Origin of the sequence: Kitasatospora sp. NPDC087271, from assembly GCF_044744605.1 — a bacterium.
Taxonomy (GTDB): Bacteria; Actinomycetota; Actinomycetes; order Streptomycetales; family Streptomycetaceae; genus Kitasatospora.
The window spans coordinates 37519-63709 of record NZ_JBIUYQ010000036.1 but is presented as its reverse complement, the minus strand read 5'-3'; the positions used below and the strand labels follow the sequence as shown (position 1 = coordinate 63709).

At 73.1% G+C, this 26191-nt stretch carries 25 protein-coding genes; 14 read left to right on the top strand and 11 right to left on the bottom strand.

What is annotated here, in order from left to right:
* Positions 1–163 precede the first annotated feature (163 nt).
* From ACIO9K_RS35250 to ACIO9K_RS35235, 4 genes are all read right to left on the bottom strand, one after another.
* Entirely contained in the window at positions 164–760 is a 597-nt protein-coding gene (locus ACIO9K_RS35250; RefSeq protein WP_363622785.1) for a hypothetical protein, read from the bottom strand.
* Between the two features lie 53 nt (positions 761–813).
* Positions 814–1446 carry a hypothetical protein gene (locus ACIO9K_RS35245; RefSeq protein ID WP_363622787.1) on the bottom strand — a complete coding sequence of 211 codons (633 nt, stop codon included), beginning with the start codon at positions 1444–1446 and terminating at the stop codon, positions 814–816.
* 165 nt (positions 1447–1611) lie between these two features.
* Entirely contained in the window at positions 1612–2691 is a 1080-nt protein-coding gene (locus ACIO9K_RS35240) for a helix-turn-helix transcriptional regulator (RefSeq protein WP_363622789.1), read from the bottom strand.
* A gap of 140 nt (positions 2692–2831) precedes the next feature.
* Positions 2832–4157: a radical SAM protein gene (locus ACIO9K_RS35235; protein WP_363622791.1), complete on the bottom strand. Its 1326-nt coding sequence runs from the start codon at positions 4155–4157 to the stop codon at positions 2832–2834.
* A gap of 268 nt (positions 4158–4425) precedes the next feature.
* Between ACIO9K_RS35235 and ACIO9K_RS35230 the strand changes: the two genes are divergently transcribed.
* Positions 4426–5694, top strand: coding sequence for a family 2 encapsulin nanocompartment cargo protein terpene cyclase (locus ACIO9K_RS35230; protein WP_400335862.1), 1269 nt, complete (start codon positions 4426–4428; stop codon positions 5692–5694).
* A 55-nt stretch (positions 5695–5749) separates the two neighbouring features.
* Positions 5750–6634, top strand: coding sequence for a geranyl diphosphate 2-C-methyltransferase (locus ACIO9K_RS35225; protein WP_363587146.1), 885 nt, complete (start codon positions 5750–5752; stop codon positions 6632–6634).
* 93 nt (positions 6635–6727) lie between these two features.
* Here ACIO9K_RS35225 and ACIO9K_RS35220 read toward each other — a convergent pair whose 3' ends face one another.
* A complete protein-coding gene (locus ACIO9K_RS35220) occupies positions 6728–7381 on the bottom strand; it encodes a dihydrofolate reductase family protein (RefSeq protein ID WP_363587147.1) in 654 nt (217 codons plus the stop codon).
* A 203-nt stretch (positions 7382–7584) separates the two neighbouring features.
* Between ACIO9K_RS35220 and ACIO9K_RS35215 the strand changes: the two genes are divergently transcribed.
* From ACIO9K_RS35215 to ACIO9K_RS35195, 5 genes are all read left to right on the top strand, one after another.
* Positions 7585–8664 carry a phosphatidylinositol-specific phospholipase C domain-containing protein gene (locus tag ACIO9K_RS35215; RefSeq protein WP_363622793.1) on the top strand — a complete coding sequence of 360 codons (1080 nt, stop codon included), beginning with the start codon at positions 7585–7587 and terminating at the stop codon, positions 8662–8664.
* 281 nt (positions 8665–8945) lie between these two features.
* The gene (locus ACIO9K_RS35210; RefSeq protein ID WP_363587179.1) at positions 8946–9278 is read left to right on the top strand and encodes a ribonuclease domain-containing protein; all 333 of its coding nucleotides are present in this window, start codon (positions 8946–8948) and stop codon (positions 9276–9278) included.
* 92 nt (positions 9279–9370) lie between these two features.
* The gene (locus ACIO9K_RS35205) at positions 9371–9817 is read left to right on the top strand and encodes an isomerase (RefSeq protein WP_363622795.1); all 447 of its coding nucleotides are present in this window, start codon (positions 9371–9373) and stop codon (positions 9815–9817) included.
* A gap of 92 nt (positions 9818–9909) precedes the next feature.
* Positions 9910–11268 (top strand): MFS transporter, encoded by a 1359-nt coding sequence (locus tag ACIO9K_RS35200; RefSeq protein ID WP_363587150.1) that lies wholly within the window; start codon positions 9910–9912, stop codon positions 11266–11268.
* A 58-nt stretch (positions 11269–11326) separates the two neighbouring features.
* Positions 11327–12175: an SAM-dependent methyltransferase gene (locus ACIO9K_RS35195; RefSeq protein WP_363622797.1), complete on the top strand. Its 849-nt coding sequence runs from the start codon at positions 11327–11329 to the stop codon at positions 12173–12175.
* Positions 12176–12187: 12 nt separating this feature from the next.
* Here the strand turns inward: ACIO9K_RS35195 and ACIO9K_RS35190 are convergent, their stop codons facing one another.
* Positions 12188–12469, bottom strand: coding sequence for a hypothetical protein (locus ACIO9K_RS35190; RefSeq protein ID WP_400335853.1), 282 nt, complete (start codon positions 12467–12469; stop codon positions 12188–12190).
* Between the two features lie 373 nt (positions 12470–12842).
* Between ACIO9K_RS35190 and ACIO9K_RS35185 the strand changes: the two genes are divergently transcribed.
* Positions 12843–13481, top strand: coding sequence for a DUF4360 domain-containing protein (locus tag ACIO9K_RS35185; RefSeq protein ID WP_363587153.1), 639 nt, complete (start codon positions 12843–12845; stop codon positions 13479–13481).
* A 221-nt stretch (positions 13482–13702) separates the two neighbouring features.
* On the top strand, positions 13703–15355 hold the full coding sequence (locus tag ACIO9K_RS35180) for a purple acid phosphatase family protein (RefSeq protein ID WP_400335850.1): 1653 nt from the start codon (positions 13703–13705) through the stop codon (positions 15353–15355).
* A gap of 10 nt (positions 15356–15365) precedes the next feature.
* On the opposite strand, the gene ACIO9K_RS35175 is transcribed toward ACIO9K_RS35180, so the two are convergent.
* From ACIO9K_RS35175 to ACIO9K_RS35155, 5 genes are all read right to left on the bottom strand, one after another.
* Entirely contained in the window at positions 15366–16823 is a 1458-nt protein-coding gene (locus tag ACIO9K_RS35175) for a cytochrome P450 (RefSeq protein ID WP_400335847.1), read from the bottom strand.
* A 98-nt stretch (positions 16824–16921) separates the two neighbouring features.
* Complete coding sequence (locus tag ACIO9K_RS35170; protein ID WP_400335845.1) at positions 16922–17539, bottom strand: GTP-binding protein; 618 nt, start codon at positions 17537–17539, stop codon at positions 16922–16924.
* Complete coding sequence (locus ACIO9K_RS35165; protein WP_063345928.1) at positions 17520–17882, bottom strand: DUF742 domain-containing protein; 363 nt, start codon at positions 17880–17882, stop codon at positions 17520–17522. Before ACIO9K_RS35165 ends, ACIO9K_RS35170 begins: the two co-directional genes overlap by 20 nt.
* A gap of 144 nt (positions 17883–18026) precedes the next feature.
* Positions 18027–18413 carry a roadblock/LC7 domain-containing protein gene (locus ACIO9K_RS35160; protein WP_208869028.1) on the bottom strand — a complete coding sequence of 129 codons (387 nt, stop codon included), beginning with the start codon at positions 18411–18413 and terminating at the stop codon, positions 18027–18029.
* A gap of 17 nt (positions 18414–18430) precedes the next feature.
* Positions 18431–20053, bottom strand: coding sequence for an ATP-binding protein (locus ACIO9K_RS35155; RefSeq protein WP_363622805.1), 1623 nt, complete (start codon positions 20051–20053; stop codon positions 18431–18433).
* A gap of 444 nt (positions 20054–20497) precedes the next feature.
* Here ACIO9K_RS35155 and ACIO9K_RS35150 point away from each other — a divergent pair, with 444 nt between their 5' ends.
* The 5 genes from ACIO9K_RS35150 (at position 20498) to ACIO9K_RS35130 (ending at position 26134) form a co-directional block, all read left to right on the top strand.
* Positions 20498–21187 carry a Crp/Fnr family transcriptional regulator gene (locus ACIO9K_RS35150; protein WP_400335842.1) on the top strand — a complete coding sequence of 230 codons (690 nt, stop codon included), beginning with the start codon at positions 20498–20500 and terminating at the stop codon, positions 21185–21187.
* Positions 21188–21346: 159 nt separating this feature from the next.
* Positions 21347–22390: a hypothetical protein gene (locus ACIO9K_RS35145; RefSeq protein WP_400335840.1), complete on the top strand. Its 1044-nt coding sequence runs from the start codon at positions 21347–21349 to the stop codon at positions 22388–22390.
* Positions 22387–24591, top strand: coding sequence for a hypothetical protein (locus ACIO9K_RS35140; protein ID WP_400335838.1), 2205 nt, complete (start codon positions 22387–22389; stop codon positions 24589–24591). The genes ACIO9K_RS35145 and ACIO9K_RS35140 overlap by 4 nt, the downstream gene beginning before the upstream one ends.
* A complete protein-coding gene (locus ACIO9K_RS35135) occupies positions 24588–25547 on the top strand; it encodes a hypothetical protein (protein ID WP_400335835.1) in 960 nt (319 codons plus the stop codon). The genes ACIO9K_RS35140 and ACIO9K_RS35135 overlap by 4 nt, the downstream gene beginning before the upstream one ends.
* Positions 25544–26134, top strand: a complete 591-nt coding sequence (locus ACIO9K_RS35130; RefSeq protein WP_400335833.1) for a Pycsar system effector family protein — start codon at positions 25544–25546, stop codon at positions 26132–26134. The genes ACIO9K_RS35135 and ACIO9K_RS35130 overlap by 4 nt, the downstream gene beginning before the upstream one ends.
* Positions 26135–26191 lie beyond the last annotated feature (57 nt).

Sequence of the window (26191 nt, the reverse complement as noted above, 5' to 3'; positions counted from 1 at the left end):
GCTGCACCCCCCCTCCCCCCCCGTTTTGGGGTGCCAAGTCCTTACACTACACCCCCCCCTTTTTTCTTGGCGGGGGCCCCCGGGCCCCCCCCCCCCCCCCGGGGGCCCCGCCCCCCCCCCCCCGCCCGCCCACGACGGGCGTTCCTCGTGGTGCGCCGTACGGTCAGACGGCCTGCAGGTAGAACAGGTCCGGTCGGCTGTCCTGGACGATCTGGTAGCCCAGGCCGTCGCTGTGGTTCTGGGCGGCGACCCACTTGCCGGAGTTCAGGTTCTGGAGGGCGAAGCGGTTGCCGCCCGGAACCTTCGCCATCCAGAACGCCTGGTTCTCGGGGACGATGTCGCCGCAGCCGACCGTGATGATCCAGTTGCCGTCGTCCTTTCCCCAGCGGTCGACGACCATGCACCAGCCGCGCCAGCTGTCGCGGAAGTACACCAGCTCGCGGCCGTCGGAGGCGTGCTTGCGGCAGACCTGCCACTTCTGGTTCGACTCGTCACCCCAGAAGTACTGGATGACCGAGCCGTGGTTCCCGGGGGAGAGCGCGACGGTCAGCGGCCGGTCGGCCCCGGCGGTGTTGATGCGGTAGAGGCCGGGGTCGCAGGGGTAGTCGCTCTCCGGGTCCGCAGCGAGTGCGGTGGCCGACGCGGGGGCGGCCAGGGCGGCGGGGGAGGCGGTGAACAGCAGGGCGCCGACGGCGGCCGCCGTGCCGAGGACGTTCAGCGGGCGGCGGGCGCGGTAGCGCGGACGGTGCGGGTGGGGCATCGTGGACTCGCTTTCGCAGCAGGTGGGTCGGGCCGTTTCCGTGATCCTGGGCATCAGCAGACGAGTCGCGCCCGGGCGGCCGCGCGCAGGGTGCCGGCCGGCTCCGGGTAGGCGCAGGAGACGGTGCCCTGCTCCGGGACGTCGAAGGTGGTGAAGGTGCCGGGGCCGTTCGGGCTGGTGTTGATCCAGTAGCCCGTGTTCCCGCTGCGGGCGCAGATGTAGCGGACCCACTCGCCGGTGACCTTCCGGGTGCCGCGGTAGAGGCCGTAGTAGCCGGGGCTGTTGAAGTTCACGGTGTCGGTGACGGTGGTGGTGCGGGTGGTCGCCTTGGTGTTGGCAACCGAGAAGCCGACCTTGACGCTCACCTTGGCGAAGATCGCCTTGAATTCGGCGCTCACCTCGGTGCTGGTGTTGATCGTGGTGCTCACCGAGTCGACCTCGCTGAGGGTCTTGGTGTAACTGCCGGTGGTGCCGGGGGTGATGGCGACCGCGAGGAAGTCGGTGACGGTCGGTTCGACCCGGGCCGAGGCGATGTCCTCCCACAGGTAGTCGCGGGCGGGGTCGCAGGTGGCGGTCGGCGGTGTGGTGTCGGCGTGTGCGGGCGCGGCGCCGAGGCCGAGTCCGGTCACCGCGACCAGTGCGGCGACTCCTGAGGTGAAGGCGGTGCGCCTGGTGCGCGAGCTCATGAGGGTGCTCCTCCGCTGGACGATGAAGGCACTGCGATGCACGTCACGTCATGTGCATGGCGTGAATCCCCCGTGGGGAAATCTTCACGTTCGCGGCGGGGCCCCGGCCATCCCAGATTCCTGGGGGCGTGCGGCGGGCGCGCGCCAGGGGCGCGGGGCCACGGGTCAGCAGCGCCCTCCGCCGAGCATGATCCGCGCGATCAGCTCCTGCCGGCTGCCCACCCCGGTCTTGGTGAACACCGACTTCAGGTGGTCCTGCACCGTGTACGGCGTCATCGCGAGCAGCCGGGCCACGTCCCGGGTGTCGCTGCCGCGCACCAGCAGCAGCGCCACCTCCTGCTCGCGGGCGGTCAGCCCGTACGCGGCCAGGTAGAGCGGCATCACCTCGGCCGGCGAGGCGGGCGTGGCCACCACCGTCACCTCGTCCGCCGCCGCGTCGCCGCGCAGCGCCGATCCGTGCAGCAGGTACCAGCGATCGTCCCGGGAGCGGACCCGTACCGGCGTCTGCGGCGCGGCCAGCCCGTGCGCCGCCCGGCGGGCGTGCTCGGCGGCCATCGCCACGGAGGTCGGGATGCTGAGCGAGGTGGGGGTGGGGTCGGCCAGCCGGTCGAGCAGGTCCTCGGCCGGGCCGGACATCGCCCGCAGCCGGTTGCGCCGGTCGAGCAGCAGGACCGCAGGCCCCGCGTCCTCCTGGTCCGGCGCGCCGGCCGGAACGTGGCACGCCCGCAGCGCGTTGCCCAGGTGGCGGGCGGCGGCGCCGGCGAGCTCGCGCTGGCGCCCCAGGTAGGGGCCGCGGTCCGGGGCCCGCATGAACGCCGCGCACCCCCACATCCCGCCCGTCGCGTCGAACACCGCCCGCAGTTCGTCCCCGAACCCGGCCGGTGCTATCTGCTCCCGGAACCGCACGCTCTCCTGCGGGCGCCCCTTGGTCGCCCGGCTCAGCGTCTCCGCCTGCGCCCCGCTGTGCCGGATCTTCGGGAAGGTCGCCAGGTCGTCCTCCCAGACCTCCAGCCTGACGGCGTGCTCGTACGCCGTCAGGCTGAGGTCCTCGCTCTGCACCGAGTTCACCAGCCCGGTCGCCGGATCCGCGGTGTGCCAGCACACCGCGTCGAACTCCAGGACCGGGCGCAGCAGTTCGTCCGCCCGCCGGAACACCTCCGGTGCCGTCAACCCCTCCCCGGCGAGCTCCCGCATCCCCTCGATCGCCGACCGCGCCGCCACCCCACGAGCCCCACGTAATCCCATGGCGGGAAGCTAACACGCTGTTCGTACCCCCACCCACGCGCCGATCGGCGGGGTCCGCCTCCTCCTCGCGGTGGGCCGACGGCCCCCGGCGTCATCCTGACGTCCCGTCATGCCGGCCGGGGGCGGCGTGCGCCGGGGGCTCAGCCGGGCAGCGAGTCCATGAAGGAGCTGACCGAGAAGACGGCCTTGCCGGGGCCGGCCGGGCCGTAGCCGGGCGGGGAGGAGAGGCCGAACTCCTCCAGGGTGGCGCGGTAGGCCCGGAGCAGGCGGATGTGGTACTCCAGCGGGGCGCCCTGGGGGTTGGCCTTGCCGAGCGGAGTGGTGGGTTCGGGGCACCAGGTGGTGAAGCGGGGCACCACGCCGTGGGACATGAAGAAGCGCAGGCCCTCCCGGGTGGAGGCGATGGCCTCGTCGACGGTGGTGAAGCCGAAGGGCTGCGCCATCTCGACCCCGGCGACGAAGTTGGGGATCACGTTCTCCGGGCCGAACACCTCGGTGGAGTCGAGGATGCGCCGGTGCCACTCGTCGCGGCCCACGTAGCGCTCCTTGCCGGGGCAGTACAGCTCGAACAGGCGCTTGTCCCAGACCTCGAAGTTGGGGTGGTAGATCCGCACGCCGTAGTCGTGGAAGCGCTGGACGTCCTCGCGCGGCAGGGCCTGGGCGACGACCTTGCCGATCCAGCGACCGGGGAAGCGCTCCTCGATGGCCTTGGCGTACTGGCCGTAGAAGTCGGCCTCGTCCCGGCCGCCGACCTGCGAGGTGATGGCGCCGCCGGTGAGGGTGTACGCCTGGGAGGCGCGGGCGGTGTCGTGGCGGTCGATGAGCTCCAGCGCCTCCAGCACCTCCTCGACCGGCTTGACCCCGGTGTAGGGGCGGCCGGCGGCCTTGTGCTGGCGCCAGTTGTGGTTGATGTCGCAGTACTGGCACTCCTCCTTGGCGCCGAAGTACTGGCAGACCCGGAAGACCGTCAGGTAGATCAGGTAGCCCCACTGGATGGTCGGGGCGACCTCCATCACCGACTTCCCGTTGGCCAGGGTGTGTCGGTAGTAGTCAGGCATCGGAGGCAGGCCCACGTCGGCGATCCGCGCGCCGTCGAGGTACAGGCCGAGCGTGCCGTCCTCCCCGGCGCCGACCCGGTACGGCGAGTCCGGGTTGACCCGCACCGACACCACGGTGCGGCGCAGCCCGTACGGGCCGCCGGTGAGCACGACCTCCTCCGGCGGGCGGTTGAGCGCGGCCGCGCCGAGTTCGGGCAGGGTGCGGTGGTCGAAGGAGAAGATGAAGTACGACTTCGGCTTGACCTCGCCGCTCCCGTCGGCGCCGGTGCTCCCGCTGAGGGCGGACTCGTCGAAGGCCATGCCGCCGCGCAGCAGGTCCTCCTTGATCACGGCCTCCCGGGGCACGTCGGGGAAACGCTCCATGAGGTCCTCGACCAGTGCGGTGCGGCTGCGGCCCTGGGTCTCCATGTGCTGGTACGTCCTTCCTGGCCCCGTTCCGTCGCGGGGTCGTGGCCATTCTTCTCCCCCTTACGCCGGCGGGCGCGGCGGACCGATGCATGAGGAGGTGGCGTTTCAAACGCCATACGGGCCCACGTTCACCTGATCGGGTGTAGAAGATCGTCCGGAGCGTTTCCGAACCGGTCCCCGCGCCTACGGTTGTGAACCGAGCGAGACGGGGGGCGCGTTCGAAGACCGCCCGCGCCGTCGGCCAGATGACGAAGCGTCATGTCTCGCGATCCTTCATCAGAGTCAGAGGAGGCTCCATGCCCCTGTGCACCAGAGCGGGGACACCCTTCGAGCGCACTGCCCCCGCGGCGGTGGGGTCATGAGCTCCTCGGCGATGGAGCGGATCCTGCGCGGGCCGAGCGGCCTGGGCACCGCGGGCCTGAACCTGGCGCAGAGTCCCCCCGCCCCGAGCGCGCCCGCGCCCAACACCTCCGTGCCCGGCGTCCCCACGTCCGACAGCCCCTCGCCGGGTGGTTCCAAGCCGGGCGGTTCCAAGCCGGGTGGTTCCAAGCCGCAGCCCGGCGACGCCATCCCGGGCCTCTACCACCACCCGGTGGCCGAGCCCGACCCGGTGCGGGTGGAGGAGCTGAGCCTCAGGATCAAGGTCTGGGCGCTGGACGAGGTCGAGCTGTACCCGCCGGACTGGGAGAAGCAGTTCGACGGCTTCTCGACCGGCCGCTACATGGTGGCCTGCCACCCGGACGCGCCCGGCGTCGACCACCTGATGCTCGCCGCCCGCCTGATGGTCGCCGAGAACGCGGTCGACGACTACTACTGCGAGGAGCACGGCGGCTCGCCGGTCGGCCTCGGCGGGCGCCTGCTGCTGGCGCACACCGCGCTCGACCCGCTGCACACCACCCCGGAGTACCACCCGGAGTGGGAGGCCTCGCTGTACGAGGACGCGCCCCGCCGGGCGTACCGCTCCGCGATGGAGTACTTCACCCGGGCCTCCACGCCCTCCCAGTCGGACCGGTTCCGGCACGACATGGCCCGGCTGCACCTCGGGTACCTCGCCGAGGCGTCGTGGGCCGAGACCGAGCACGTCCCGCAGGTGTGGGAGTACCTGGCGATGCGCCAGTTCAACAACTTCCGCCCCTGCCCGACGATCACGGACACCGTCGGCGGCTACGAGCTGCCGGCCGAACTGCACGCGCTACCCGCCATGCAGCGCGTGATCGCCCTGGCCGGCAACGCGACCACCATCGTCAACGACCTGTACTCGTACACCAAGGAACTGTCCATCCCCGGACTGCACCTGAACCTGCCCGTGGTGATCGCCGAACGCGAGGACTGCTCGCACCGGGACGGCTACCTCAAGGCGGTCGAGGTCCACAACGACCTGATGCACGCCTTCGAGGCCGAGGCGGCCGCGCTGGCCGCGGCCTGCCCCGTCCCGACCCTCGTGCGGTTCCTGCGCGGTGTGTCCGCGTGGGTCGACGGCAACCACTTCTGGCACCAGACCAACTCCTTCCGCTACACCCTGCCCGACTTCTGGTAACCACCGTTTCCGGCAGCCGTCCCCCTTCCGTTGATCACCCGCTAGGAGCTGACGCATGTCCCTGACCGACGACATCACCACCCCCGCCGACAACGCCGCCATCCCCGGGCCGGCGACCCCCTACCAGGGCGACATCGCACGCTACTGGGACCACGAGGCACGGCCGGTCAACCTTCGCCTCGGCGACGTGGACGGCCTCTACCACCACCACTACGGCATCGGCGACGTCGACCAGGCCGCCATCGGCGACCCGGCCGACAGCGAGCGCGAGAAGAAGGTGATCACCGAGCTGCACCGCCTGGAGTCCGCGCAGGCCGAGCTGCTCCTCGACCACCTGGGCGCGGTTCCGGCCGACGCGACCCTGGTGGACGCCGGCTGCGGCCGCGGCGGCTCGATGGTGATGGCCCACCAGCGCTTCGGCTGCCGGGTCCAGGGCGTCACGCTCTCCGCCAAGCAGGCCGAGTTCGGCAACAACCGGGCCCACGAGCTGGGCATCGGCGACTTCGTCCGCTCGCAGGTCTGCAACATGCTCGACATGCCGTTCGAGACCGGCCAGGTGGCGGGCTCGTGGAACAACGAGTCCAGCATGTACGTCGACCTGCACGACCTGTTCGCCGAGCACTCCCGGATCCTCGCCGTCGGCGGCCGGTACGTGACCGTCACCGGCTGCTGGAACCCCGCCTACGGGCAGCCGTCCAAGTGGGTCTCGCAGATCAACGCGCACTTCGAGTGCAACATCCACTCCCGCCGGGAGTACCTGCGGGCCATGGCCGACAACCGGCTGGTGCCGCAGGCCGTCATCGACCTGACCCCCGCCACCCTGCCCTACTGGGAGCTGCGCGCGACCTCCTCGCTGGTCACCGGCATCGAGGAGGCGTTCATCAACTCCTACAAGGACGGCTCCTTCCAGTACGTCCTGATCGCGGCCGACCGGGTCTGACCGGGTCTGACAGGTCTGACAGGTCTGACAGGTCTGACGGTCCGAGTGTGACGGTGGCCTCCCCACGGGTGCGGGGAGGCCACCGTCTTTCGGCTACCGCCGGGTGAAGGTGAGGTGGGTGACGCCGCTCGGGCTGGTCACCGCCTCGGTGCGGAAGCGCTGTTCCAGGCCTTCGAGCCCGTCCCAGAGCCGCTCGCCGCGGCCGAGGACGATCGGCACCACCACCACGTGCAGGTGGTCGATCAGGTCCGCCTCCAGGAAGGCCCGGACGGTGCTCGGGCCGCCGCCGATCCGGACGTCCTTCCCGTCGGCCGCCGCCTTGGCTTGGCGCAGTGCCTCCTCGGGCGTGGCGTCGAGGAAGTGGAAGGTCGTCCCGCCCGCCATCTCCAGCGTGGGGCGCGGGTGGTGGGTGAGGACGAAGACCGGGGTGCGGAACACCGGTTCCGGCCCCCACCAGCCCTTCCACTCGTGGTCCTGCCACGGGCCGCGCTGCGGGCCGAACTTGTTGCGCCCCATGATCTCCGCACCGATGCCGTCGCTCCAGGTGCGGGCCATCGCGTCGTCGACGCCGGTGTCGCCGCCGGTGTCGCCCTCCCGGCCGTGCATCCGCCGGAAGGTCCGGGTCTGGAAGAACCAGCCGTGCAGCCGGTCGCCGGCGTGGCCGAACGGCGAGTCGAGGCTCTGCCCCTCGCCCGTTCCGTAGCCGTCGAGCGAGATCGAGAAGTTGTGGACGCGGACCAGGGACACGGGAGTTCCTCCGGTGCTCGGTGCTCAGGCGCGGACCGGGCCGCGCCTGCTGGACGGACCACGCTAACCCGGGCGGGAGCGGTACAGCCGTCACGCTATTGTCGTGTCTTCTTCACCCGGAGCTCGCCCTGGTGGGCGATGCTTCGTCCGACCGTCCGGGAGGGGCGGCCGGAGGCACATCCGCACTTGGGGGGACAGTACCTGTGACCGTACGCCGCACCGCCGCCGCCATCCTGGCGGCCGGCCTGCTCGCCGCCGCCGCGGCCCTGATTCCGACGACCGCCGACGCGGCGCAGGACGCGGCCGCGAGCGGCCCGGCGGACCTGCCGTTCGGCTCGGCCACCACCGTCGGCCTGCACAACACCTACGACCCGGCCGCCTACCCGTACCTCGCCCAGGGGCTCGACACCGGCACCGGGATGATCGAGCTGGACATCTGGACGGACATCGTCACCAAGGAGTGGAAGGTCAGCCACTCCAACCCGCTCGGCAACTCCAACAACTGCACCGCCGCCAGCACCCCGGCGCAGCTCTACAGCGGCGGCGCCAACAAGAACCTGGAGAACTGCCTCGACGACGTCCGGGTCTGGCTCGGCGCCCACCCGGGCGCCGGCCCGCTGGTGGTCAAGCTGGAGCTCAAGGCGGGCTTCTCGGCCAACCTCGGCATGGGGCCGACGGAACTGGACGCGCTGATCGCCGCCCACCTGGGATCGGCCGTGCTGCGCCCCGCCGACCTGCTCGCCAAGCCGGGCGGCGGCTCGTACGCCAGCGTCGACGAGGCGGTGCGGGCCGGCAACTGGCCGAGCCGCGCGGCGCTGGCCGGAAAGGTCCTGCTGTACGCGATCCCGGGGACGGTCGAGGAGAGCAACCCCTTCGACACCCTGCACACCGACGTCGAGTACGGCCGCCACCTGCGCGACCTCGCCGCCGCCGGCCGGATCGGCGACGCCCAGCTGTTCCCCGCCGTGCACGGCGCCAAGACCGGTGACCCGCGCGCCGCGTACACGGGCGCGGACGCCGGGATCCGGCCCTGGTTCGTGGTCTTCGACGGCGACGCCGCCACGTACCTCAACGGCGTCGACACCGCGTGGTACGACCGCTCGCACTACCTGCTGGTCATGACGGACGCGCACAACGTGGCGCCCGCCATCAGCGCCACCGACCCGACGGCGGACCAGGCCCGCGCCCGCACCGAGCAGCTGGCCCGGGCGCACGCCAGCATCGTCTCCAGCGACTGGCGCAAGCTGCCGGCCGTCCAGTCCCTGGCCCTGCCCCGGGGCTGACGCCGGGACGCCGGACGCGCCACCGGGGCGGTGAACGCCCCGGTGGCGCAGCCGTGTCCGGCCTCGGCTCGGCTCGGCTCGGCTTGGTTTGGCTTCGCGCAGGGCGGGCCCGGAGCGGCTGCTGTCCAGGTCAAGTCCGCTGCGGGTACGTCGAGTTGACCAGAGATGAAGAGTTGGATCAGGGCTTTCGGCGGGCCGGGGCGGTCGCCATGCTGGTTGTCATGACCCGAACTCTACGCGCGTGGAAGTCTCGCGCCGCCGCCGTCACCGCCGTCGCTCTGATGACCCTCGCGCCCGTCGCGGTCGCCACCGAGGCACACGCCGCGGTGAGCGGCTCGGTGTGCCTGTCCGCCCTGCCGTCACAGGCACGCACCACGCTCAACCTGATCGCCTCCGGCGGGCCGTTCCCGTACAGCCAGGACGGCGTGGTGTTCCAGAACAAGGAGCGCGTGCTGCCGAGCCAGTCCTCCGGCTACTACCACGAGTACACCGTGGTGACGCCCGGCTCGCCGACCCGCGGCACCCGCCGGATCGTCACCGGCCAGCGCACCCGCGAGGACTACTACACCGGCGACCACTACGTGACCTTCCGCCTGATCAACTTCGGCTGCTGACCCGCTGTTCACGCTCCCGGGCTCCCGGGCTCCCGGGCCCCCGGCGCAACCGGGGCCCCGGGAGTGCCGCGCCACCGCCGCGCCGCACCCCGGTGAGCGCCCTGCCCGAGGGCCGCGCCGCCGTGCGCGGTAGCGTCGCCGTACTGTCCGAGGAGCCTCGCGCGGGCTCCGTCTCCTGGGAGGTCCCCGTGCCGCAGATCCTGGTCGACCACTCCGCCGGCCTCGACCTCGACCGGGCGGGCTTCGCCGAGGAGGTCCACCGGCTGATCGCCGAGGTGATCGACACCACCGTGGCGGACTGCAAGACGCTGTTCCGCCCGGCCGGGCGCCACGTGGTCGGCGACGGGAGGGGCGGGCGCGCGGTGGTGCTGGTGGAGGTCAAGATCCTGGCGGGCCGCAGCACCGCGCAGCGTGCCGAGCTGACGGCCCGGGTGCTCGCCGCGCTGGAAGCCCGCCTCGACGTGCCCGCCGCGATCGGCGTGGAGGTCACCGAACTGGACCGCGAGACCTACCGCTTCGTCCACCACCCCGGCCGGTAGCACCACCCCGGCCGGTAGCGCCGGGCCGCCGGGGGCGGCGGACCTCGCCGCGTCCGATACCGCGCCACCTCGATCGGTGCCATGCTGAGGCCATGACAGATCGGACCGGAACCACCCCGCCGCGCGAGGAGCCGCAAGCCGGCCGGCGGCGACGGGAGTTGGCCGCCGCCACGGTGGGCTCGGTGGTCGAGTCCTTCGACTGGAACATCTACGCCGTCCTCGCCCCGTACTTCGCGGCGGACCTCTTCGGGCACGGCAAGGGCGGGGTCAGCGGCCTGCTCGGGGCGTACGCGACCTTCGCGGTCGGGTTCGTCGCCCGGCCGGTCGGCTCGTACCTGATCGGGCGGCTCAGCGACACCCGGGGGCGGCGCTTCGCCCTGACCCTCGGCATGTCCGTGATCGCCGCCGCCAGCCTCGGGATCGCCGTGCTGCCGGACCAGCGGACGATCGGCGCCTGGGCGGCGGTCCTGGCCGTCGCCGCGCGGGTGGTGCAGGGGCTGGCCTTCGGCGGGGAGGCGCCCAGCGTCGCCGCGTACGTGACCGAGACGGCCCCGCCCCGGCACCGCTTCGCGTTCAGCTCGGTCTCCTACGGCGGGATCATCGTCGGCTCGCTGCTCTCCTACGGGGTGCTCGCGCTGCTGCTGCACACCCTCGGCAAGTCCGGTGTGACCGACGGCGGTTGGCGCTGGGCCTTCGTGGTCGCGGCGCTGCTCGGGCTGGCCGCCGTCTGGGTGCGCCGGGCGGCCCCGGAGAGCGCGGAGTTCCGCCGGGCCCGGGCGGAGTCGACGGGCGCCCGCCCGCCGTTCCTGCGGGTGCTGCGCGAGCACCGCTGGGCCGTGCTCACCGTCTTCCTCAACACCCTGGGCGGGACGGTCGGTTACTACTTCGCCCTGGTCTACCTGCCGCAGTACGCCGCCGCCTACGGGGTGGTCGACCGGGAGGAGGCGACCTCCTTCATGACCGTGGTGCTCGCGGTGGTGCTGGCCACCATGCTGCTCAGCGGCGCCGCCGCCGACCGCTTCGGCCTGCTGCCGGTGGCCCGGGCCGGGTTCGCGCTGCCGGTGCTGCTGGTCCCGGTGCTGCTGATCGGGCTGAGGCAGGGCTGGCTGCCGTTCCAGGTCGTCGCCGTGCTGCTGGGGATGCTGGTGGCGACGGTGCTCGGGACGCTCAACGTCTTCACCGGCCTGCTGTTCCCGACGGAGGTCCGCGCCCTCGGCCTGGGCGTGGTCAACGCGGCCACCATCGCCGTGTTCGGCGGCTCCTTCCCGCTGCTCGCCGAGTGGTTGCACGACCACCACCGGCTCGGCCTGATCCCCGGCTACGTCACCCTCTGCACGCTGGGCCCGGCGCTCGGCCTCGTCACCGCCCTGCGGGTGCCGTCCTTCGCCGCCGCCGTGGGGGCTCCGGCCATCAAGGCGCGCGGCGGGCGGGTGCCGTCCCGAAGTGGCTGACGTTCGATCATGTCCTGTGGTTGAGTGGGACGGGAACGAACGTGCGGAAGGGCAAGACATGGAGAACAGCGGTCCGGACGGCTGGCTGACCGGGGTCCGGTTCGAGGAGGCGCCGCAGGTGGACCTGCGCACCGACCGCGCGCACCCGGCCCGGGTCTACGACTACCTGCTCGGCGGCAAGACCAACTTCCCGGTGGACCGCGAGGTCGGCGACCGCATCCTCGGGGAGTGGCCCGGCTCGCGCACCGCCACCGTCGCGGCCCGCGCGGTGATGCACCGGATGGTCCGTCGGCTGGTCGAGGTGCACGGCGTCCGCCAGTTCCTGGACGTCGGCACCGGCATCCCCACCACGCCCAACCTGCACGAGGTCGTCCAGGCCGTCGACCCGTCCTGCCGGGTGGTGTACGTCGACAACGACCCGATCGTGCTCGCCCACTCGCGCGCGCTGCTCACCAGCACCCCCGAGGGCCGCACCGCCTACGTCGAGGGCGACCTGCGCGAGCCGGGGAGGTTCCTCGCCGATCCCGCGGTGGCCGCCACCCTGGACCTCGACCGGCCGATCGCGCTGACGCTGATCAACATCGTGCACTTCCTCTCCGACGAGGCCGCGCACCCGCCGGTCCGCAAGCTGGTCGACGCCCTGCCCTCCGGCAGCTTCCTCGCGCTGACCGCCGGCACCGCCGACTCGATTCCCGACCTGGTCGCGATCGGCTCCCGCCGCTACTCGGAGGCCGGCATCGAGAACCACCTGCGCCCCCGCGCGGGCGTCGAGCGCTTCTTCACCGGGCTGGAACTGGACGACCCGGGCGTGGTGCTGATCAACCGCTGGCACCCGGAGCTGGGCGAGGGCCCGGTGCTCGGCGACCACGAGGTGGCGGCCTACGCGGGGCTGGGCCGCAAGCCGTAACGGCTTTCCGCTCTACGGCGCCATGGTGAGCCCCGCCGCGCCCGCGCCCCGGCTGAGCACCACCGAGCGGATGTGCTCCAGGGCGCGGGCGTAGTCAGCACGGCCGGGGTCGCGGCGGACGGCCTCGCGCAGGTCGAGCACCCGGTAGGGCGGCCCGAGGTCGGTGATCTGCGGGACGAACTCGGCCCGGCCCACCGTCCGGCGCAGCCCCGGCCCGGCGGGCGGGGCGACGGTGAAACGGGCGTGGGAGCTCCGGTTGCCGCGCGGGTCCTCGGCGCCGTCGTAGGTGAACATGTGCCCGGCGAGCTGGTCGCCGAGGCCGTAGACCGTCCAGGTGTCGCCGATCTTCTCGTAGGCCTGCGGGGATGTGGGCGTGGGTGCCGAGGATCAGGTCGATGTCGGGCTGTCCGGGAGCCGGTTCGACGGCCGGCTCGCGGGCGAGGGTGAGCTGCTGCTCGTCGCCCGCAGGTCACCCGGGAGGTGCGTCACCCCCTGTACGCGGACACCCCGAGTGTGGTGACATATTCATGTCAATTTCGGGGCCGCGCTCGAAGTGCCAAGGCGCTCGGACCGCCAAGGTGCTCGGACCGCCAACGCGGGGAACGTCACCGCGCTCGGAGCGCCAACGCGCCGGCCCCGGCTCCGTGGACGATCGAAGGGGAAGCCCATGCTGCTCCGTGTACTGGCCACGACCGGAATCGCCGCAACCCTGTTCGCCTCGCCGACCCTCGGCTCCGGCGCGCTTCCGACGCCGCCGGACCGGATCGTCATCGACGTCGCGACCGTCAACGGCTCCGGCTGCCCGGCGGGGACGGCCGCCGTGGCCGTCTCCCCGGACAACACCGCCTTCACCGTGACCTACAGCAGCTACCTCGCCCAGGTGGGGGTCGGCTCGAAGCCGACCGACTTCCGGAAGAACTGTCAGCTCAACCTGCGGGTGCACGTCCCCCAGGGCTTCACCTACGCGATCGCCTCCGCCGACTACCGCGGCTTCGCCCACCTGGAGAAGGGCGCGACCGGCACCCAGCAGGCCGGCTACTACTTCCAGGGCGACCCCGCGACCGTCCAGCTGAGCCACCACTTCAGCGGCCCCAAGGACGACAACTGGCAGGCGACCGACACCGTCGACGTCGCCGCCCTGGTCTTCGCCCCCTGCGGCGAGGAGCGCAACTTCAACATCAACACCGAACTGCGGGTCGGCGCCGGCAGCTCGGACCCGAACAGCACCACCAGCTTCATGACCATGGACTCGACGGACGGCAGCATCAACACCGTCTACCACCTCGCCTGGAAGCAGTGCCCCTGATCCCCGGCGCCTGACCCCCGGGCCCTGCGCCCGACTCCCTGCGTTCGACTCCCTGCGCCCGACTCCCTGCGCCCGGCCCCGGCGGAGCTCCCGACCCCCGCCGGGGCCGACGCATGCCCTCCGTCGTACCGGTGGTGACCGTCCGTCATATCGATCGTTTCTGCATGCACATGTCTGTACAGTGCTCCGGGTCGACACCCCCACTCGGCAGGCGGAGCTCCATGACGATCGCACGCAGGTCCATCCTCAAGGGCACATCCGCGGCCGGCGCCGCGCTGGTCGCGGGCGGTGCGGCCGCCCAGCCGGCCGCGGCGGCGGACCCGGAGGCAGGCCCGGACGCGGGCCGGGAGGCGGGGCCCGCCGCGAGCCCGCTGCTGCAGTCCACCCCGCACCGGACCGGGGCGCCCAGCGTGAGCGGGCTGCACCTGCAGTTCGGCACGGACCCGTCCGCCGACATGACGGTCTCCTGGATCACCCCGCAGTCCGTGCGCCGCCCGCAGGTCCGGCTCGGCTCACCGGACGGCGGCCTCGGCCGGGTCGTCGAGGCGCAGACCCGCACCTACCGGGACGCCCTCGGCAAGGAGGAGGTGTACGTCCACCACGCCCGCCTCACCGGCCTGCGCCCCGCCACCACCTACCTCTACACCGCCGGCCACGACGGCGCGAGCCCCGAGCCGGGCTCCTTCACCACCGCCCCGCGCGGCCGCGCGCCCTTCACCTTCACCAGCTTCGGGGACCAGGCCACCCCCAACCTCCGCCGCCAGGTGGTCTTCCCCGACGGCATGCCGTCACCGCTCGGCAAGTACCCGGTGTTCACCAGCAGCCAGGTCGGCACCCCGCACTCTGCCGACATCGTCGCCGCCGTCGAACGCGTCGGCCCGCTGTTCAACCTGGTCAACGGCGACCTCTGCTACGCCTCCTACAGCGGCCGGCACGGCCAGAGCCGCACGCTGACCTGGGCCGACTGGTTCATCAACAACAGCCGCTCGGCCCGGCTGCGCCCCTGGATGCCCTGCGCCGGCAACGGCGAGAACGAGGCCGGCAACGGCCCGATCGGCGCCCTCGGCTACCAGACCTACTTCGAACTGCCCGACTCCGCGGCCGCCGACGACGCGGAGACCCGGGGCATGTGGTACGCCTTCACGGTCGGCTCGGTGCGCTTCATCAGCCTGGCCAACGACGACGTGGCCATCCAGGACAGCGGCGACCACTATCTGCGCGGCTACTCCGGCGGGGCCCAGCAGCGCTGGCTGGAGCGCGAGTTGCGGTCGGCGCGGAGCAGCCGGGCGATCGACTGGATCGTGGTCTGCATGCACCACCCGATGATCTCCAGCTCGCAGCACGGCGCCGGCAGCGACCTCGGCATCCGCGAGGCCTGGGGCCCGCTGTTCGACGCCTACGGGGTCGACCTGGTGGTCAGCGGCCACGAGCACTACTACGAGCGCTCCCACCCCGTCCGCGGGACCCTGCCCAAAGACACCCGCACCCCGGTGCCGTCCGACACCGACCTCCACACGGTCGACACCGGCCGCGGCACCGTCCACATGGTCATCGGCGCCGGCGGCAACGCCGCCACCACCCAGGACGACCTGTTCGGGGAGCCCAAGGGCCGGGTGGTCGTCGCCCTGGAGGACGCGCCGCGCCCGCCGGCCCCGTACCGGCAGTCCGTGTGGCTGACCGAGGAAGCCCCGTGGGCCGCCGTCCAGGACCGGCAGCACACCCACGGCTTCGCGGCCTTCGACGTCGACCCCGGCGACCGGCGCGGCGGTCTGACCAGGATGCGGGTGACGTACTACACCTTCGACGGCCCGCACGGGGACCTCACCCCGGTCGACACCTTCACCCTGCAGCGGCCCCGCACCGACCGTCGTTAGGGACGGGCCGTCAGCGCCGGAACAGGCCCGTCAACGCCCGCCACCAGCCGCGCCGCTGCGCCGGGATCCGGACGGCGGCCGGTGCCTCCGCCTCCTCCACCGCCGGCGACTCCGCCGGCGCGGGTTCGGGTGCGGTGACGGCCGCCGGCTCCGGGGCGTCGACCGGCTTGGAGTCGGGGTGCGGCTCGATCTCGCGCGGGGTGAACTCCACCGGCAGCTCCACCAGGTGCCGGGAGATCCAGGCGGAGGTCCAGGTCAGCTCCTCCTCCGGCACGGCGAGCCGAAGGTCCGGCAGGAGGGTCAGCAGGATGTCGATCCCGGCCTCGGCGACGGAGCGCCCGATGTCCTGGCCGGGGCACTCGTGCGGGCCGGCGCCGAAGGAGAGGTGGGAGCGGTTGCCGTACAGCGGGGTGGCCAGGTCGGGCCGGACGACCGGGTCGACGTTGCCGGCTGCGAGTCCGAGCAGCAGCAGGTCACCGGCCCTGATCTGCTGCCCGCCCAGCTCGGTGTCGACGGTCGCCCAGCGGCCGGCCACCAGCGACATCGGCGGGGAGTCCCACAGCACCTGGTCCAGCGCCTCGCCCAGGGTCATCTGACCGCCGGACAGGTGGGCGCGGAACCGGGGGTCGGTGAGCACCATCTTCAGGGTGTCCGCGATCAGGTTGACGGTGGTCTCGTTCGCGGCGAGCAGCACCACCCGCAGGTGCTCCATCACCTCGTCGTCGGTCAGCCCGGCCGGGTGCTCCATCAGCCAGGTGACCAGGTCGCCGCCCGGGTCCTCGCGCTTGGCGGCCATCGTCCGGCGCAGGCTCGCCACCACGTACTCGTTGCTGGCGATGGCCGTCTCGGTGCCCTTCATGAGGTCCCGGGCGGCGTTCACCAGCTGTGGTCCGTACTCGTCGGGCATGCCGAGCAGCTGGGTCATGACGAGCATCGGCAGGTGCTCGGCGAACTGGGTGACCAGCTCGGCCCGGCCGGTCTGCCCGACCACCTGGACCAGCTCGGTGGTGAACCGCCGGACGTGGCGGCGCACGCCGCGCCGGTCGAAGCGGTTCAGGCCGTCCAGTACGGCGCCGCGCAGCCGCCGGTGCTCCTCGCCGTCCGCGAACACGCACAGCGGCTGCCAGGCGATCACCGGCATCAGCGGCGAGTCCATCGGGACGTCACCGTCGCGGAACGCCGACCAGAGGCGGGAGTCTCGGGAGAACAGGGACGGCGAGCGCATCGCGGTGATGTTCGCGCCGTGGCCGAGGATCAGCCAGGCCGGGAGGTCCCCGTGCAGCAGGACCGGGGCCACCTCGCCGTGTTCGGCGCGCAGCTTCTCGTACAGGCCCGCCGGGTCGGCCTCGGCCTCCGGCCCGTACAGGCGCCGGACGCCGCCGGGGCCGAACGGTTCGAGGGCGCGCCCGTGGGACGGGCAGCCGGGCGGCGGGGTGGGGGCGGCGTCATCGGGGAACGGGGTGCTCACGGGCTCTCCGGGGTCGGGTGGGGTCGGCGGGGCGGACGGGGGGTTCGGCTGGCGGGGCGCGCGGGCGGCCCCGGGCGGGCGGTCGTCAGCGGGGGGCGTCAGCGGGTGGGCGGGACCGCGAGCTCGTACAGGTACCGCATCAGGGTCATCAGGGTGTCCCGGCTGGACTCGCGGCTGCGCGCGTCGCAGGCCACGATCGGCACCTCGGGCGGCAGGTCGAGGGCGGCCCGCAGCTCGTCGACCGGGTGCGCCGGCGCCTCCGGGAAGCCGTTGACGGCCACCACGAAGGGCACGCCGCGGTCCTCCAGCCTCCCGATCACCTCGAAGCTGACCTCCAGCCGACGGGTGTCCACCAGCACCACCGCGCCCAGGGCGCCCTCGAACAGGCCGTTCCAGAGGAACCAGAACCGCTCCTGCCCGGGGGTGCCGAACACGTACAGCACGAGCTGGTCGCTGATGCTGATCCGGCCGAAGTCCATCGCCACCGTGGTGGAGGTCTTGCGTTCGACCCCGGTGGGATCGTCCACGCCGACCCCCGCCTGGGTCATGGTCTCCTCGGTGGTCAGCGGGCGGATCTCGCTGACCGAGCCGACCAGCGTCGTCTTGCCGACGCCGAAGCCGCCCACGATCACCACCTTGACCGCCATCGCGACGGAGTCCGGCAGCAGGTCCGAGGCGGCCGGCCCGACCACCGAGTCAGAGCCTTTGAAGTCCATGGATCACCGCCTCCAACAGGGCACGGTCGGGAAGTTCCGCCTTGGGGACGGCGGCGCGGGCCTCGATCCGCCCGTCGTCGAGCAGGTCCGCCAGCAGCACGGTGACGACGCTGGTGGGCAGTTCGAGGTAGGCGGAGACCTCCGCCACCGAGAGCGGCGAGCGGCACAGCCGCAGGATGGCCGCGTGCTCGGGCTGCATGGTGGGCGTCGGCTCCGCGCGGGAGACGATCAGGGTGACCAGGTCGAAGACGCCCGGTCCGGCCGGGCCGCTGCGGCCTCGGGTGATCACGTACAGGCGGGCGGGGTCGGGACCGTCCCACCCGTCCTGGTCGGCCGTCGTCATGTGCCCGCCTCGCTGTGCTCGTTCATGTGCCCGCTCCGCGATGCCGGGTCAGGCGGTCGTGGTCCCGGTCGCGGTCGGGACCGGGACCGGGACCACGACCGGGACGGCGCACCGGCCGCCGCTGCGCCCGCCGCTCCGGCCGGTTCACGCGACCACCTCGGGGTTGCGCGGGGGAGTGGCCAGGTGCTCGCCGATCCGGGCGACCAGGTCGCGCATCTGCTGGCCCACCAGCCCGGCGTCGACTCCCTCGTCGGCGAGCACCGCGAGGTACGCGCGGGAGGCGGCCGCCATCAGGTAGAAGAAGCCGCCGTCCACCTCGATCACCACCAGCCGCATCGAGCCGTCCCCGTGCGGGAACTCCTGCCCCACCGCCGCGGCCAGGCTCTGCAGCCCGGCGCAGGCGGCGGCGAGCCGGTCGGCGGTGTCCGGATCGGTGCCGTGCTGGGCGATCCGGAGGCCGTCGCCGGAGAGCACGACGATGTGGCGGATGTACGGCACGCTGTCTGCGAGGTCCTTGAGGATCCAGTCCATGTTGCTGCGGTGCGGAATCACTGCTCGCCTTTCCCTGCCGTCTCTTCATTGGTCTGACCGGCCGAACTCGCGGCCGGCCCATGGCCGTTGATCCCCTCGGTGAACGCCTCCAGCCAGAGGCCGGGCTGTACCGGCTCCTTGGCGTGACGCCCTCCCGTCCCCGGGGCGGGGCCCGCGGCGGGCCCCGAGGCCGGGTTGCCGTACTGTCCGGCGGTCCGGGCCGATCCGGGGTAGCCCGCCCGGGGGGTGGGCGGGCGGCGCCGCCGTTGCGGCAGGCCGTTCGCGGTGCGCTCGGTCACCACCACCTCGTCGTCCCCCGGGCCCGGCCCGCTCGGCGCCCACGGGCCGGACGCCCCGATGGACGGTCCGACGGACGGCCCCGTCACGCCGGTCGCCGCCGCCCGCGCCCCCCACGGGGCCGCCGACTTGGACGGGTTCGCCGGGAGCGGCCGGGGGCCGGAGAACGCCCCGATCCCGTGCGCCCGCCCGGTCGGGGGCGCGGTGGTGACCAACTCCTGCGGCACCACCAGCACGACCCGGACGCCGCCGTAGGCGGAGCGGCGCAGCGAGATCTGGAAGCCGTACGCCTGGCACAGTCGGCCGACCACCGCGAAGCCCAGCCGGGGCGACTCGGTGAGGTCGTCCAGGTCCTTGGAGACCTGGGCCTCGCGCAGGCTGCGCTCGGCGCGGATCCGGGCCTCGTCGGTCAGACCGAGGCCGCCGTCCTCGATCTCGATCGCTATGCCGCTCTGCACCTCGGCGGCGCTCAGGTGCACGTGGGTGTGCGGCGGCGAGTAGCGGGTGGCGTTGTCGAGCAGTTCGGAGACGGCGTGGATCAGCGGCTCGACGGCCGGTCCGATCACCGACACCTGGGCCACCGGGTGCAGGTCCACCCGCTGGTACTCCAGGATGCGCGACATGCCGCCGCGCAGCACGCTGTAGAGCGCCACCGGCCTGGTCCACTGACGGCCGGGGCGGGCGCCGGACAGGACGGCGATGCTGTCGGCGAGGCGGCCGGTCAGCGCGTTGCCGTGGTCCAGGCGCAGCAGGTCGTCGAAGACCGCCGGGTCGTTGCCGTGCCGGTCCTCCATCTCGCGCAGGTCCTTGGCCTGCCGGTGGATGATCGCCTGCACCCGGCGGGCGATGTTGACGAAGGCCCGCTCGGCGGAGTCGCGCCGGTTCACCTCGTCGTCGACGGCGACGATGATCCCGCGCACCACCGACTCCAGCGCGCCCCGGAACTTCGGCGCGGCCAGCGGATCGCGCACCTGGTACGACCGGGCCAGGCTGTCCATCGACGCGCCGTACCGGGCCCGGGCCACCAGCCTCGGCAGCTCCTCCTTCGCGAGCCGCACGGCCTCGGCCTCCTGGCCGGCCAGCCGCCGCTGCAACTCGCCCACCTGCCGGGCGTGCTGCTCCCGCAACGCGGCCAGCGCACGCCCCCGGCGGGCCGACTCGGCGGCCACCACGGCCACCAGCACCGTGCCCGTCGCCCCGCACCAGAGCACCTCCGCACGGACCCCGGCGGACACCACCGCCGCGGCGGCCGCCACGGCCGCCGCCATCACGGCGGTGGGCAGCAGCCATCCGAGCAGGGGCGCGGACGGCCGTCTGGCGGGTGATGATCCAGCTCGAAGCATTCTCGGCATCCTCAAACGATCGGAACAGTACGGGGACGGGCGACGGCCGGCGCCGGAGGCATGGTGATGCAGCATAGCCAAGTTCAGGACAATCCTGACGGAAGTTCAAGAATCCAGCTGTACAGCCGACTTGTCCTGCTGTGCCGGACATGCCGGACATCTCGCACACCAGTCTCAGCCCCGGCCGGCCGCCGTCCCGCCACCAGGCTTCTCGCCCCGCCCCGCCCGCACCGCCAACCCGCCCCGGATTCGCTCATGCGAAGGGTTTCTTCGCCAATTCCCCACCCCGAAAGATGAGTTCGTGCTACAGCGGCGCCTCCTGCGCTGGCCCCGACCGGACCACCCCCCTCCCGGGGACCGCCACCACCGGTGCGCCCAAGGGAAATTCCGGCGGGAGACCGCATCCGTCTGCGCACCCGCCGTGGCGCCTCCTAAGGTCAGCGCATGAACGATCACGGCCGAACGGCGGACCCCCTGGGTCAGACCCTGCGCCGACTCATGGGCGAAGCGACCTGGAAGAGCATGCTGGCGGAGGCCTTCGAGCGCCGGCATCCGATCGGCGCCACCCTGCTGCGCCAGGCGGAGCCCGGAACGCACGTGCTCGCCCTGCTGAGCGGGGTGGCGAAGGTGACCCGACGGGAGCGCACCGGAGACGTCAGACTGCTGGCGTTCCGCGGCCCCGGTGAACTGCTCGGCGAGGTGGCCGTGCTGGACGACGGGGCCCGTTCGGCGAGCGTCCAGGCGATCTCGGACTGTACGGTCGCGGTCCTCGCCAAGGCCGCGTTCCTGCGGTTCGTCACGGACCGGGACCTGTTCCCGGTGATGGTGCGCTACGCCATCGGCAGGCTGCGGGAGTCGGACCTCGCCCGCAGCGGCGGCGACATCGTGGCCCGGCTGGCGGGCGCCCTGGCCACCCTGGCCGACGTCTCCGCGGACCCTGCGGGGCCGCCGGGGCAGCGCACGGAACTCGCCCTGACCCGCGACGAACTGGCCCAGCACCTCGGGGTGTCCCGGAACACCGTCACCGCGGGCCTGGCCGAACTCGGCTCCCACCAGGTCCACGCCGGGCGGAAGTCCATCGTCATCGGCGACCTGTCCGCGCTCCGGCGGGTGGCCCGCGGGGCGCGTGACTGACGCGGCGCCGGTCCGTTCGGAGGGTCCGCCGCGCGACTGATGCCACGTCAGTTCGTGTGACGGGCGTCACCAGGTTTCCGCACTGAGCGAGCACACCGCACGGCGCGCGCTCGCGAAGCTTGGGGCACACGGTCCGCACCGGAACCACAAGGAGCACAGATGTCGCAGTCCGACCAGCCGATGCCCGAGGCCAGCGCCCTGCCCTACAGCCGGAGCCGCCAGCTGCCGCCGTACCGGGGCATCGTGGCCGTCGACGCCAAGGACTTCACCGGCTACCCGGCCATCGAGCACGGCATGATCAGCCAGGCCGTCCCGCAGGTCCTCCAGTGGTCCTTCGAGCGCGCCGGGCTCGCCGAGGTCTGGCACGGTCGCCGGTTCCCCGCCTCCACCGGCGACGGCTACGTCTTCGGCTTCGACCCGGCATGGATGCCGTTCCTGATCCACCCGTGGCTGCACACCCTCCAGGAGGTGCTCACCGAGTTCAACGTGCACTCGGTCGGGACGGTACGGATCCGGCTGCGGGTCAGCCTCCACATCGGGCCGCTGCCCGACTCCGGCGGCGAGTTCGACGGCAACGGCACGCCCCGCAACGACACCCACCGCCTGCTCGACTCCCGCCCGGTGAAGGCCATGCTGGCCGCCTCCAACGAGAGCATCACCCAGGTCGCCGCCATCCTGTCCGACCGCTGCTACGACGACGCGGTGACGGGCGGATTCACCGGCCGCCACCCCGACCACTTCATCGAGGTGCCGGCCACCGTCGAGGGCAAGCGGTTCGACCAGCGGGCCTGGCTGTACGTACCCGCGCCCTCGGGCAACCTCTACGACCGCCGCATCCTGGGCGACGCCGTGGTCGGGGAGCACGAGCGGGCGCAGGCCGCGGCGGCGGAGCCGGCGGCCGGGCAGGCGGACGGTGGCCGCGCGGGGAGCGGGCCGGTGAGCTACCGGGCCGACCGCGGAAACGTCAACGGCGGCGGCACGGTGCACGGCGGCCAGCACGTCACCAACGTGGAGGGCGGCCAGCAGGTGACCAACGTGGAGGGCGGCCAGCAGGTCACCAAGGTGCGCGGCGACTACGCCGGGCGCGACTTCGTGCGCGGCGACTCCTTCGGGGGCGACTACGTGGCGGGCCACAAAGCCGGTACGGTCCACGGCAACCAGGGCGACACCTTCCACGGTGACAAGAAGGAGCGCCGCCGGTGAGCGCCGAGGACCGGGCCTCCGCCGACGGCGCGTCCGGCGGCGGCCCGTCCGGCGACCGCCCCGGCGACCCGACGCCCGACCGGGACGGGACCGCGTCCGGATATCCGGACCCGGACGACGCCGACGACTTGGCCGACCTCGACCGGGACTTCCCCGGCCGGCGCTATGTCATCTACGCCCCGAACGGCAACATCAACACCGGCGCGGTGCACGGGGACCAGCGCGTCGAGAACGCCGGCGCGACGTCCGCCCCTGGCGGCCCGCACGTGGAGGCGCACGAAGGCCCGATCTCCGCACTGGAGATCCTGGACGCGCGGGCCGGCTTCGCCCGGCCCGAGTGGTTCCCGTCGGCACTGCGGCAGTTGGACACCGGCCTGCTGTTCCTGGCGGGTGAGCCCGGCACCGGGCGCCGCACCGCGGCCCTCAACCTGCTGTTCCAGCACAGCGGGCACAGCACGAAGCTGCGCGCGCTCGACAGCGACGAGGACCTGTCCACCTGGCGCCCCCGCGACGCCGAGGCCCGCGGGTACCTGGTGCACGGCCTGCTGCCCACCCTCCAGCTCGGCCCGGCGGTGGTCGCCAACCTCCGCCGCCTGCTGGCGGACGCGAAGGCGCGCATGGTGGTCATGCTGCCGCACGACCCGGACCTGCTCCGCAGCCTCGCCCGCGACCTGGACCTCACCCCGGTGCGCTGCGTGCCCCCGCCGCCCGGAGCGGTCTTCGAGGCCCGCCTGGAGGCTGCCGTCCCCGACCCCGACCGGCGCCGGCACCTGCTGGAGCGGCTGCGGCCGGGGCTGGACGACCTCCTGGCGTCGGAACTGGTCCCCGCCCAGGTCGCCGAACTGGTCGCCGAGGTGGCCAGGGCCGGCGACGAGGGCCCTGACCTCGCCGATCTCCGCAGGCGGCTCAGCTTCCTCGCCGAGAAGGAGGTCCCCGACCTGCTGAAGAAGCTGCGCGACGACCCGGACGGACTCGCCTTTCTGCTGGCGACCAGCGTCTTCGAAGGACTCGACCACCGGATCGTCCGGGACGAGGCCGACCGCCTGCTCAAGCTGGCCGACGGCCGTCTCGACGCCGTCCTGCCGACGGGCGGTGACGACGGCCAGACCGGTGGGGTGAGCCGGGAGGCCCCCCGCCCGAACCCGCGGTTCGTCTTCCGGCGGTCACTGGACGAACTCCTGGCGACCGTCCGCGCCGAGTGCGCGCCCGGCGAGATCCGGGCGACCTCCCGCTACACCTACACGGTGGAACCGGTGCGCTTCACCCGGCACCGCCAGGCCGAGACGGTGCTGCGGCACGTCTGGCGGCAGTACGGCGAGCTGTCCGGGCTGCTGACCGAGTGGATGGACGCCGTCCCGGGTACGGACCCCGAACTGGCCGCGCCCCTGGGCCGGGTGATGGGACTGGCCGCCGGCTGGGGCGGCGGCCGGCGCGCCCTGCGCGACATCGTCAAGCTGGCCCGGTCCGACCGTCAACGCAGCCGCCGCACCGCCGCGTTCGCGCTGGGCATCGCGGCGCTGGACCCGGTGCTGGCCGGAGAGGTCAAGTACCGCTTGAGGAGCTGGAGCCACGAGGTCGGCTGGCAGGCGCGGTCCACGGTCGCCTACGCCTGCGGCGAGGAATTCGGGACGTCCCGCCCGGAGCTCGCGCTGTCGCTGCTGCGGGGGTGCTACCGGGGGCGGGAGGGAGACGAGAGGGCGGTCGCCACAGCCGTCGACGCGGCGTTGTGGGAGCTCTTCGCCTCAGGTAACCAGCCGGTCGTCCTGCGCGAATTGATGGACTGGACGGACCGCCCGGGGCGCGGGGCCGAACTCGCGCTCCGGACCTTCCCCCGACTGCTGTGGGACCGCGCCTGGTTCCAGGCCCAGTTGATCACCGTCGGCGAGTTCACCGACACCGTGATCACCTTCATCCGGCTCTCGCTCAACGACGACGACCTCTTCGGCGAGACGCGCAGCGCACTGCTCTCCTGGTGTGCCTCGGCGGTCTGGAACGAACCGCTGCGCGCCGCCGTGGAAACGCTGCTGACCGCGCTCGCCCAGGAGATGAGCCTCGGCGAAATGCGCCTGTTCGTCGAGATCGACGGCGACGACAACCCCGACCTGGCCGGACGGCACATCGTCCAGCACGCCCTGGACGCCTGGCGCCGGGGCGAACCGCAGCCGCACCGGCCCGCCCCTGCCGATGGAGGAGCCCGATGACCGCCGACAGTGATCCGCCCGTCTACGCCCGCGCGACCCAGGCGCCGTGGCGGGAGATCCTGCGCCACCGCTGGTCCGGGCGGCGCGACCGCGCGCTCGTCCTGCTGGACCGGGACGGGCTCTACCACCAGGTGGGGCACCGCCGCCGCGCCCGCGCCGACGAGGACCCGGACCTGGAGGGCCCGGTGGCCGTCCGGACGGGCCTGCGCGGATTCGACGAGGCGTACCTGGTCGAGCTGGACGAGCGGTCCGGGACCCGGGCGGTCGGCCTGTCGACCCCGTACGGCACGAAGTCGGTGGACGTCCACGTCCTGTGGTGGGTGCACGACGCCGTGAACGTCGTGCGGGCGCGGACCGTGCGGGGCTGGCTGCCGGTCCGCAAGGATCTCGAACAGCGTCTGCGCCAGCTCAAGGAGCAGTTCGCCACCGCCGGGCACGGGCTGGCCGAGGCCGAGCTGATGCACTACCTCGCGACGCCCCACCTCCTGCCGCACTGCGGCCTCGGCTACCGCGTCACGGACGTGTCCGCCCGGGAGCACGACGCCGAACTGCGGCTCGGGGAGCCGGACGGGGCCGACGTGCCCTACAACTGGATGGACAAGAGCGAGGACGAGTACGCGTTCTGCCGCCGGGCCGTTCAGGAGGGCCCGGTGTCGCTCGCGGCGCTCTGGCTGGCCAGACACCCGGACCAGGTCCGGGAGGTCCTGGACTGGGCGGTCGGCCACGCCGAACTGCTCCGGGGTGAGACCACCTGGCAGGACCAACTGGCTCTCATGCTCGGCAAGTTGAGCGAGCAGGAGAGGCAGGAGCTGTCCCGGATGCTGCGCGACCGCCTCATCGCGCTCGGACGGCGGGTGCCGGGCCCCGGGCCGCAGGGCGCCGGGCCGGAGTTCGTCAAGATCCGCTCGCAGGCCAACGGCTGGGCGGGCGGCGTGGCGAACGGGAGCCCGGTGTGACCGCCGCCGGCATACCCGGCGGCCGGGCGCCGACCGCACCGACCGCCGCCTCTACCACCACCTCGGACGCCGCCCCGAGCCCGTCGGCGGTGGCGGCGATCGATCGCCTGATGGCCGCCAACAGCATGGAGCTCACCCGGGCCGACGCCAAGGCCGCCGTGTTCCTGGCGTTCACCGGCGCGGTCCTCGGGGTGTTCATCCCGCTGGGCGGGGGCGGGGGCGGGGGCGGGAGCGGCGGCGGATCCGGGCCCCGGGCCTGGGCGGTGCCGTTCCTGTGGTGGAGCGCGGTGGCGAGCGCGCTGCTCGCCGTCGCCTGCTTCGTGGCCGCCCTCGTTCCCCGGTACCGGAAGGGCGAGCGGCAGGCCCCGGCCAGCCCGGCCTACTTCGGGCACATCGCGCCGGGTGCCGGGGTGGACCGGCTGCGCCGTGTCTTCGAGCTCGGGGGCCGTGATCCGGTGGGACCGCTGTTGTCCTCGCTGGCCGGGACCAGTGCGATCATCCGGGCGAAGTACCGCTGGATCGAGGCCGGTACCGCCGTGCTGCTCCTCGCGCTGCCCCAGTTCGCGCTGACCCTCCGGCCGGTCTGAGGCGCGGTCTGAGGCGCGGTCCCGTCCACGGTCCGCCCCAGGGCTCCTGGGGCGGGC

Excerpts from the sequence above, each read along its gene's own strand:
- ACIO9K_RS35160 (WP_208869028.1), bottom strand. The coding sequence starts at position 18,413 with ATGGACTGGATCCTCAAGGACCTCGCAGACAGCGTGCCGTACATCCGC.
- ACIO9K_RS35235 (WP_363622791.1), bottom strand. The coding sequence starts at position 4,157 with ATGGAGACCCAGGGCCGCAGCCGCACCGCACTGGTCGAGGACCTCATG.
- ACIO9K_RS35180 (WP_400335850.1), top strand. The coding sequence starts at position 13,703 with ATGACGATCGCACGCAGGTCCATCCTCAAGGGCACATCCGCGGCCGGC.
- ACIO9K_RS35225 (WP_363587146.1), top strand. The coding sequence starts at position 5,750 with ATGTCCCTGACCGACGACATCACCACCCCCGCCGACAACGCCGCCATC.
- ACIO9K_RS35170 (WP_400335845.1), bottom strand. The coding sequence starts at position 17,539 with ATGGACTTCAAAGGCTCTGACTCGGTGGTCGGGCCGGCCGCCTCGGAC.
- ACIO9K_RS35185 (WP_363587153.1), top strand. The coding sequence starts at position 12,843 with ATGCTGCTCCGTGTACTGGCCACGACCGGAATCGCCGCAACCCTGTTC.
- ACIO9K_RS35165 (WP_063345928.1), bottom strand. The coding sequence starts at position 17,882 with ATGACGACGGCCGACCAGGACGGGTGGGACGGTCCCGACCCCGCCCGC.
- ACIO9K_RS35210 (WP_363587179.1), top strand. The coding sequence starts at position 8,946 with ATGACCCTCGCGCCCGTCGCGGTCGCCACCGAGGCACACGCCGCGGTG.
- ACIO9K_RS35145 (WP_400335840.1), top strand. The coding sequence starts at position 21,347 with ATGTCGCAGTCCGACCAGCCGATGCCCGAGGCCAGCGCCCTGCCCTAC.
- ACIO9K_RS35190 (WP_400335853.1), bottom strand. The coding sequence starts at position 12,469 with ATGTTCACCTACGACGGCGCCGAGGACCCGCGCGGCAACCGGAGCTCC.
- ACIO9K_RS35200 (WP_363587150.1), top strand. The coding sequence starts at position 9,910 with ATGACAGATCGGACCGGAACCACCCCGCCGCGCGAGGAGCCGCAAGCC.
- ACIO9K_RS35250 (WP_363622785.1), bottom strand. The coding sequence starts at position 760 with ATGCCCCACCCGCACCGTCCGCGCTACCGCGCCCGCCGCCCGCTGAAC.
- ACIO9K_RS35135 (WP_400335835.1), top strand. The coding sequence starts at position 24,588 with ATGACCGCCGACAGTGATCCGCCCGTCTACGCCCGCGCGACCCAGGCG.
- ACIO9K_RS35155 (WP_363622805.1), bottom strand. The coding sequence starts at position 20,053 with ATGCTTCGAGCTGGATCATCACCCGCCAGACGGCCGTCCGCGCCCCTG.
- ACIO9K_RS35240 (WP_363622789.1), bottom strand. The coding sequence starts at position 2,691 with ATGGGATTACGTGGGGCTCGTGGGGTGGCGGCGCGGTCGGCGATCGAG.
- ACIO9K_RS35195 (WP_363622797.1), top strand. The coding sequence starts at position 11,327 with ATGGAGAACAGCGGTCCGGACGGCTGGCTGACCGGGGTCCGGTTCGAG.
- ACIO9K_RS35245 (WP_363622787.1), bottom strand. The coding sequence starts at position 1,446 with ATGAGCTCGCGCACCAGGCGCACCGCCTTCACCTCAGGAGTCGCCGCA.
- ACIO9K_RS35150 (WP_400335842.1), top strand. The coding sequence starts at position 20,498 with ATGAACGATCACGGCCGAACGGCGGACCCCCTGGGTCAGACCCTGCGC.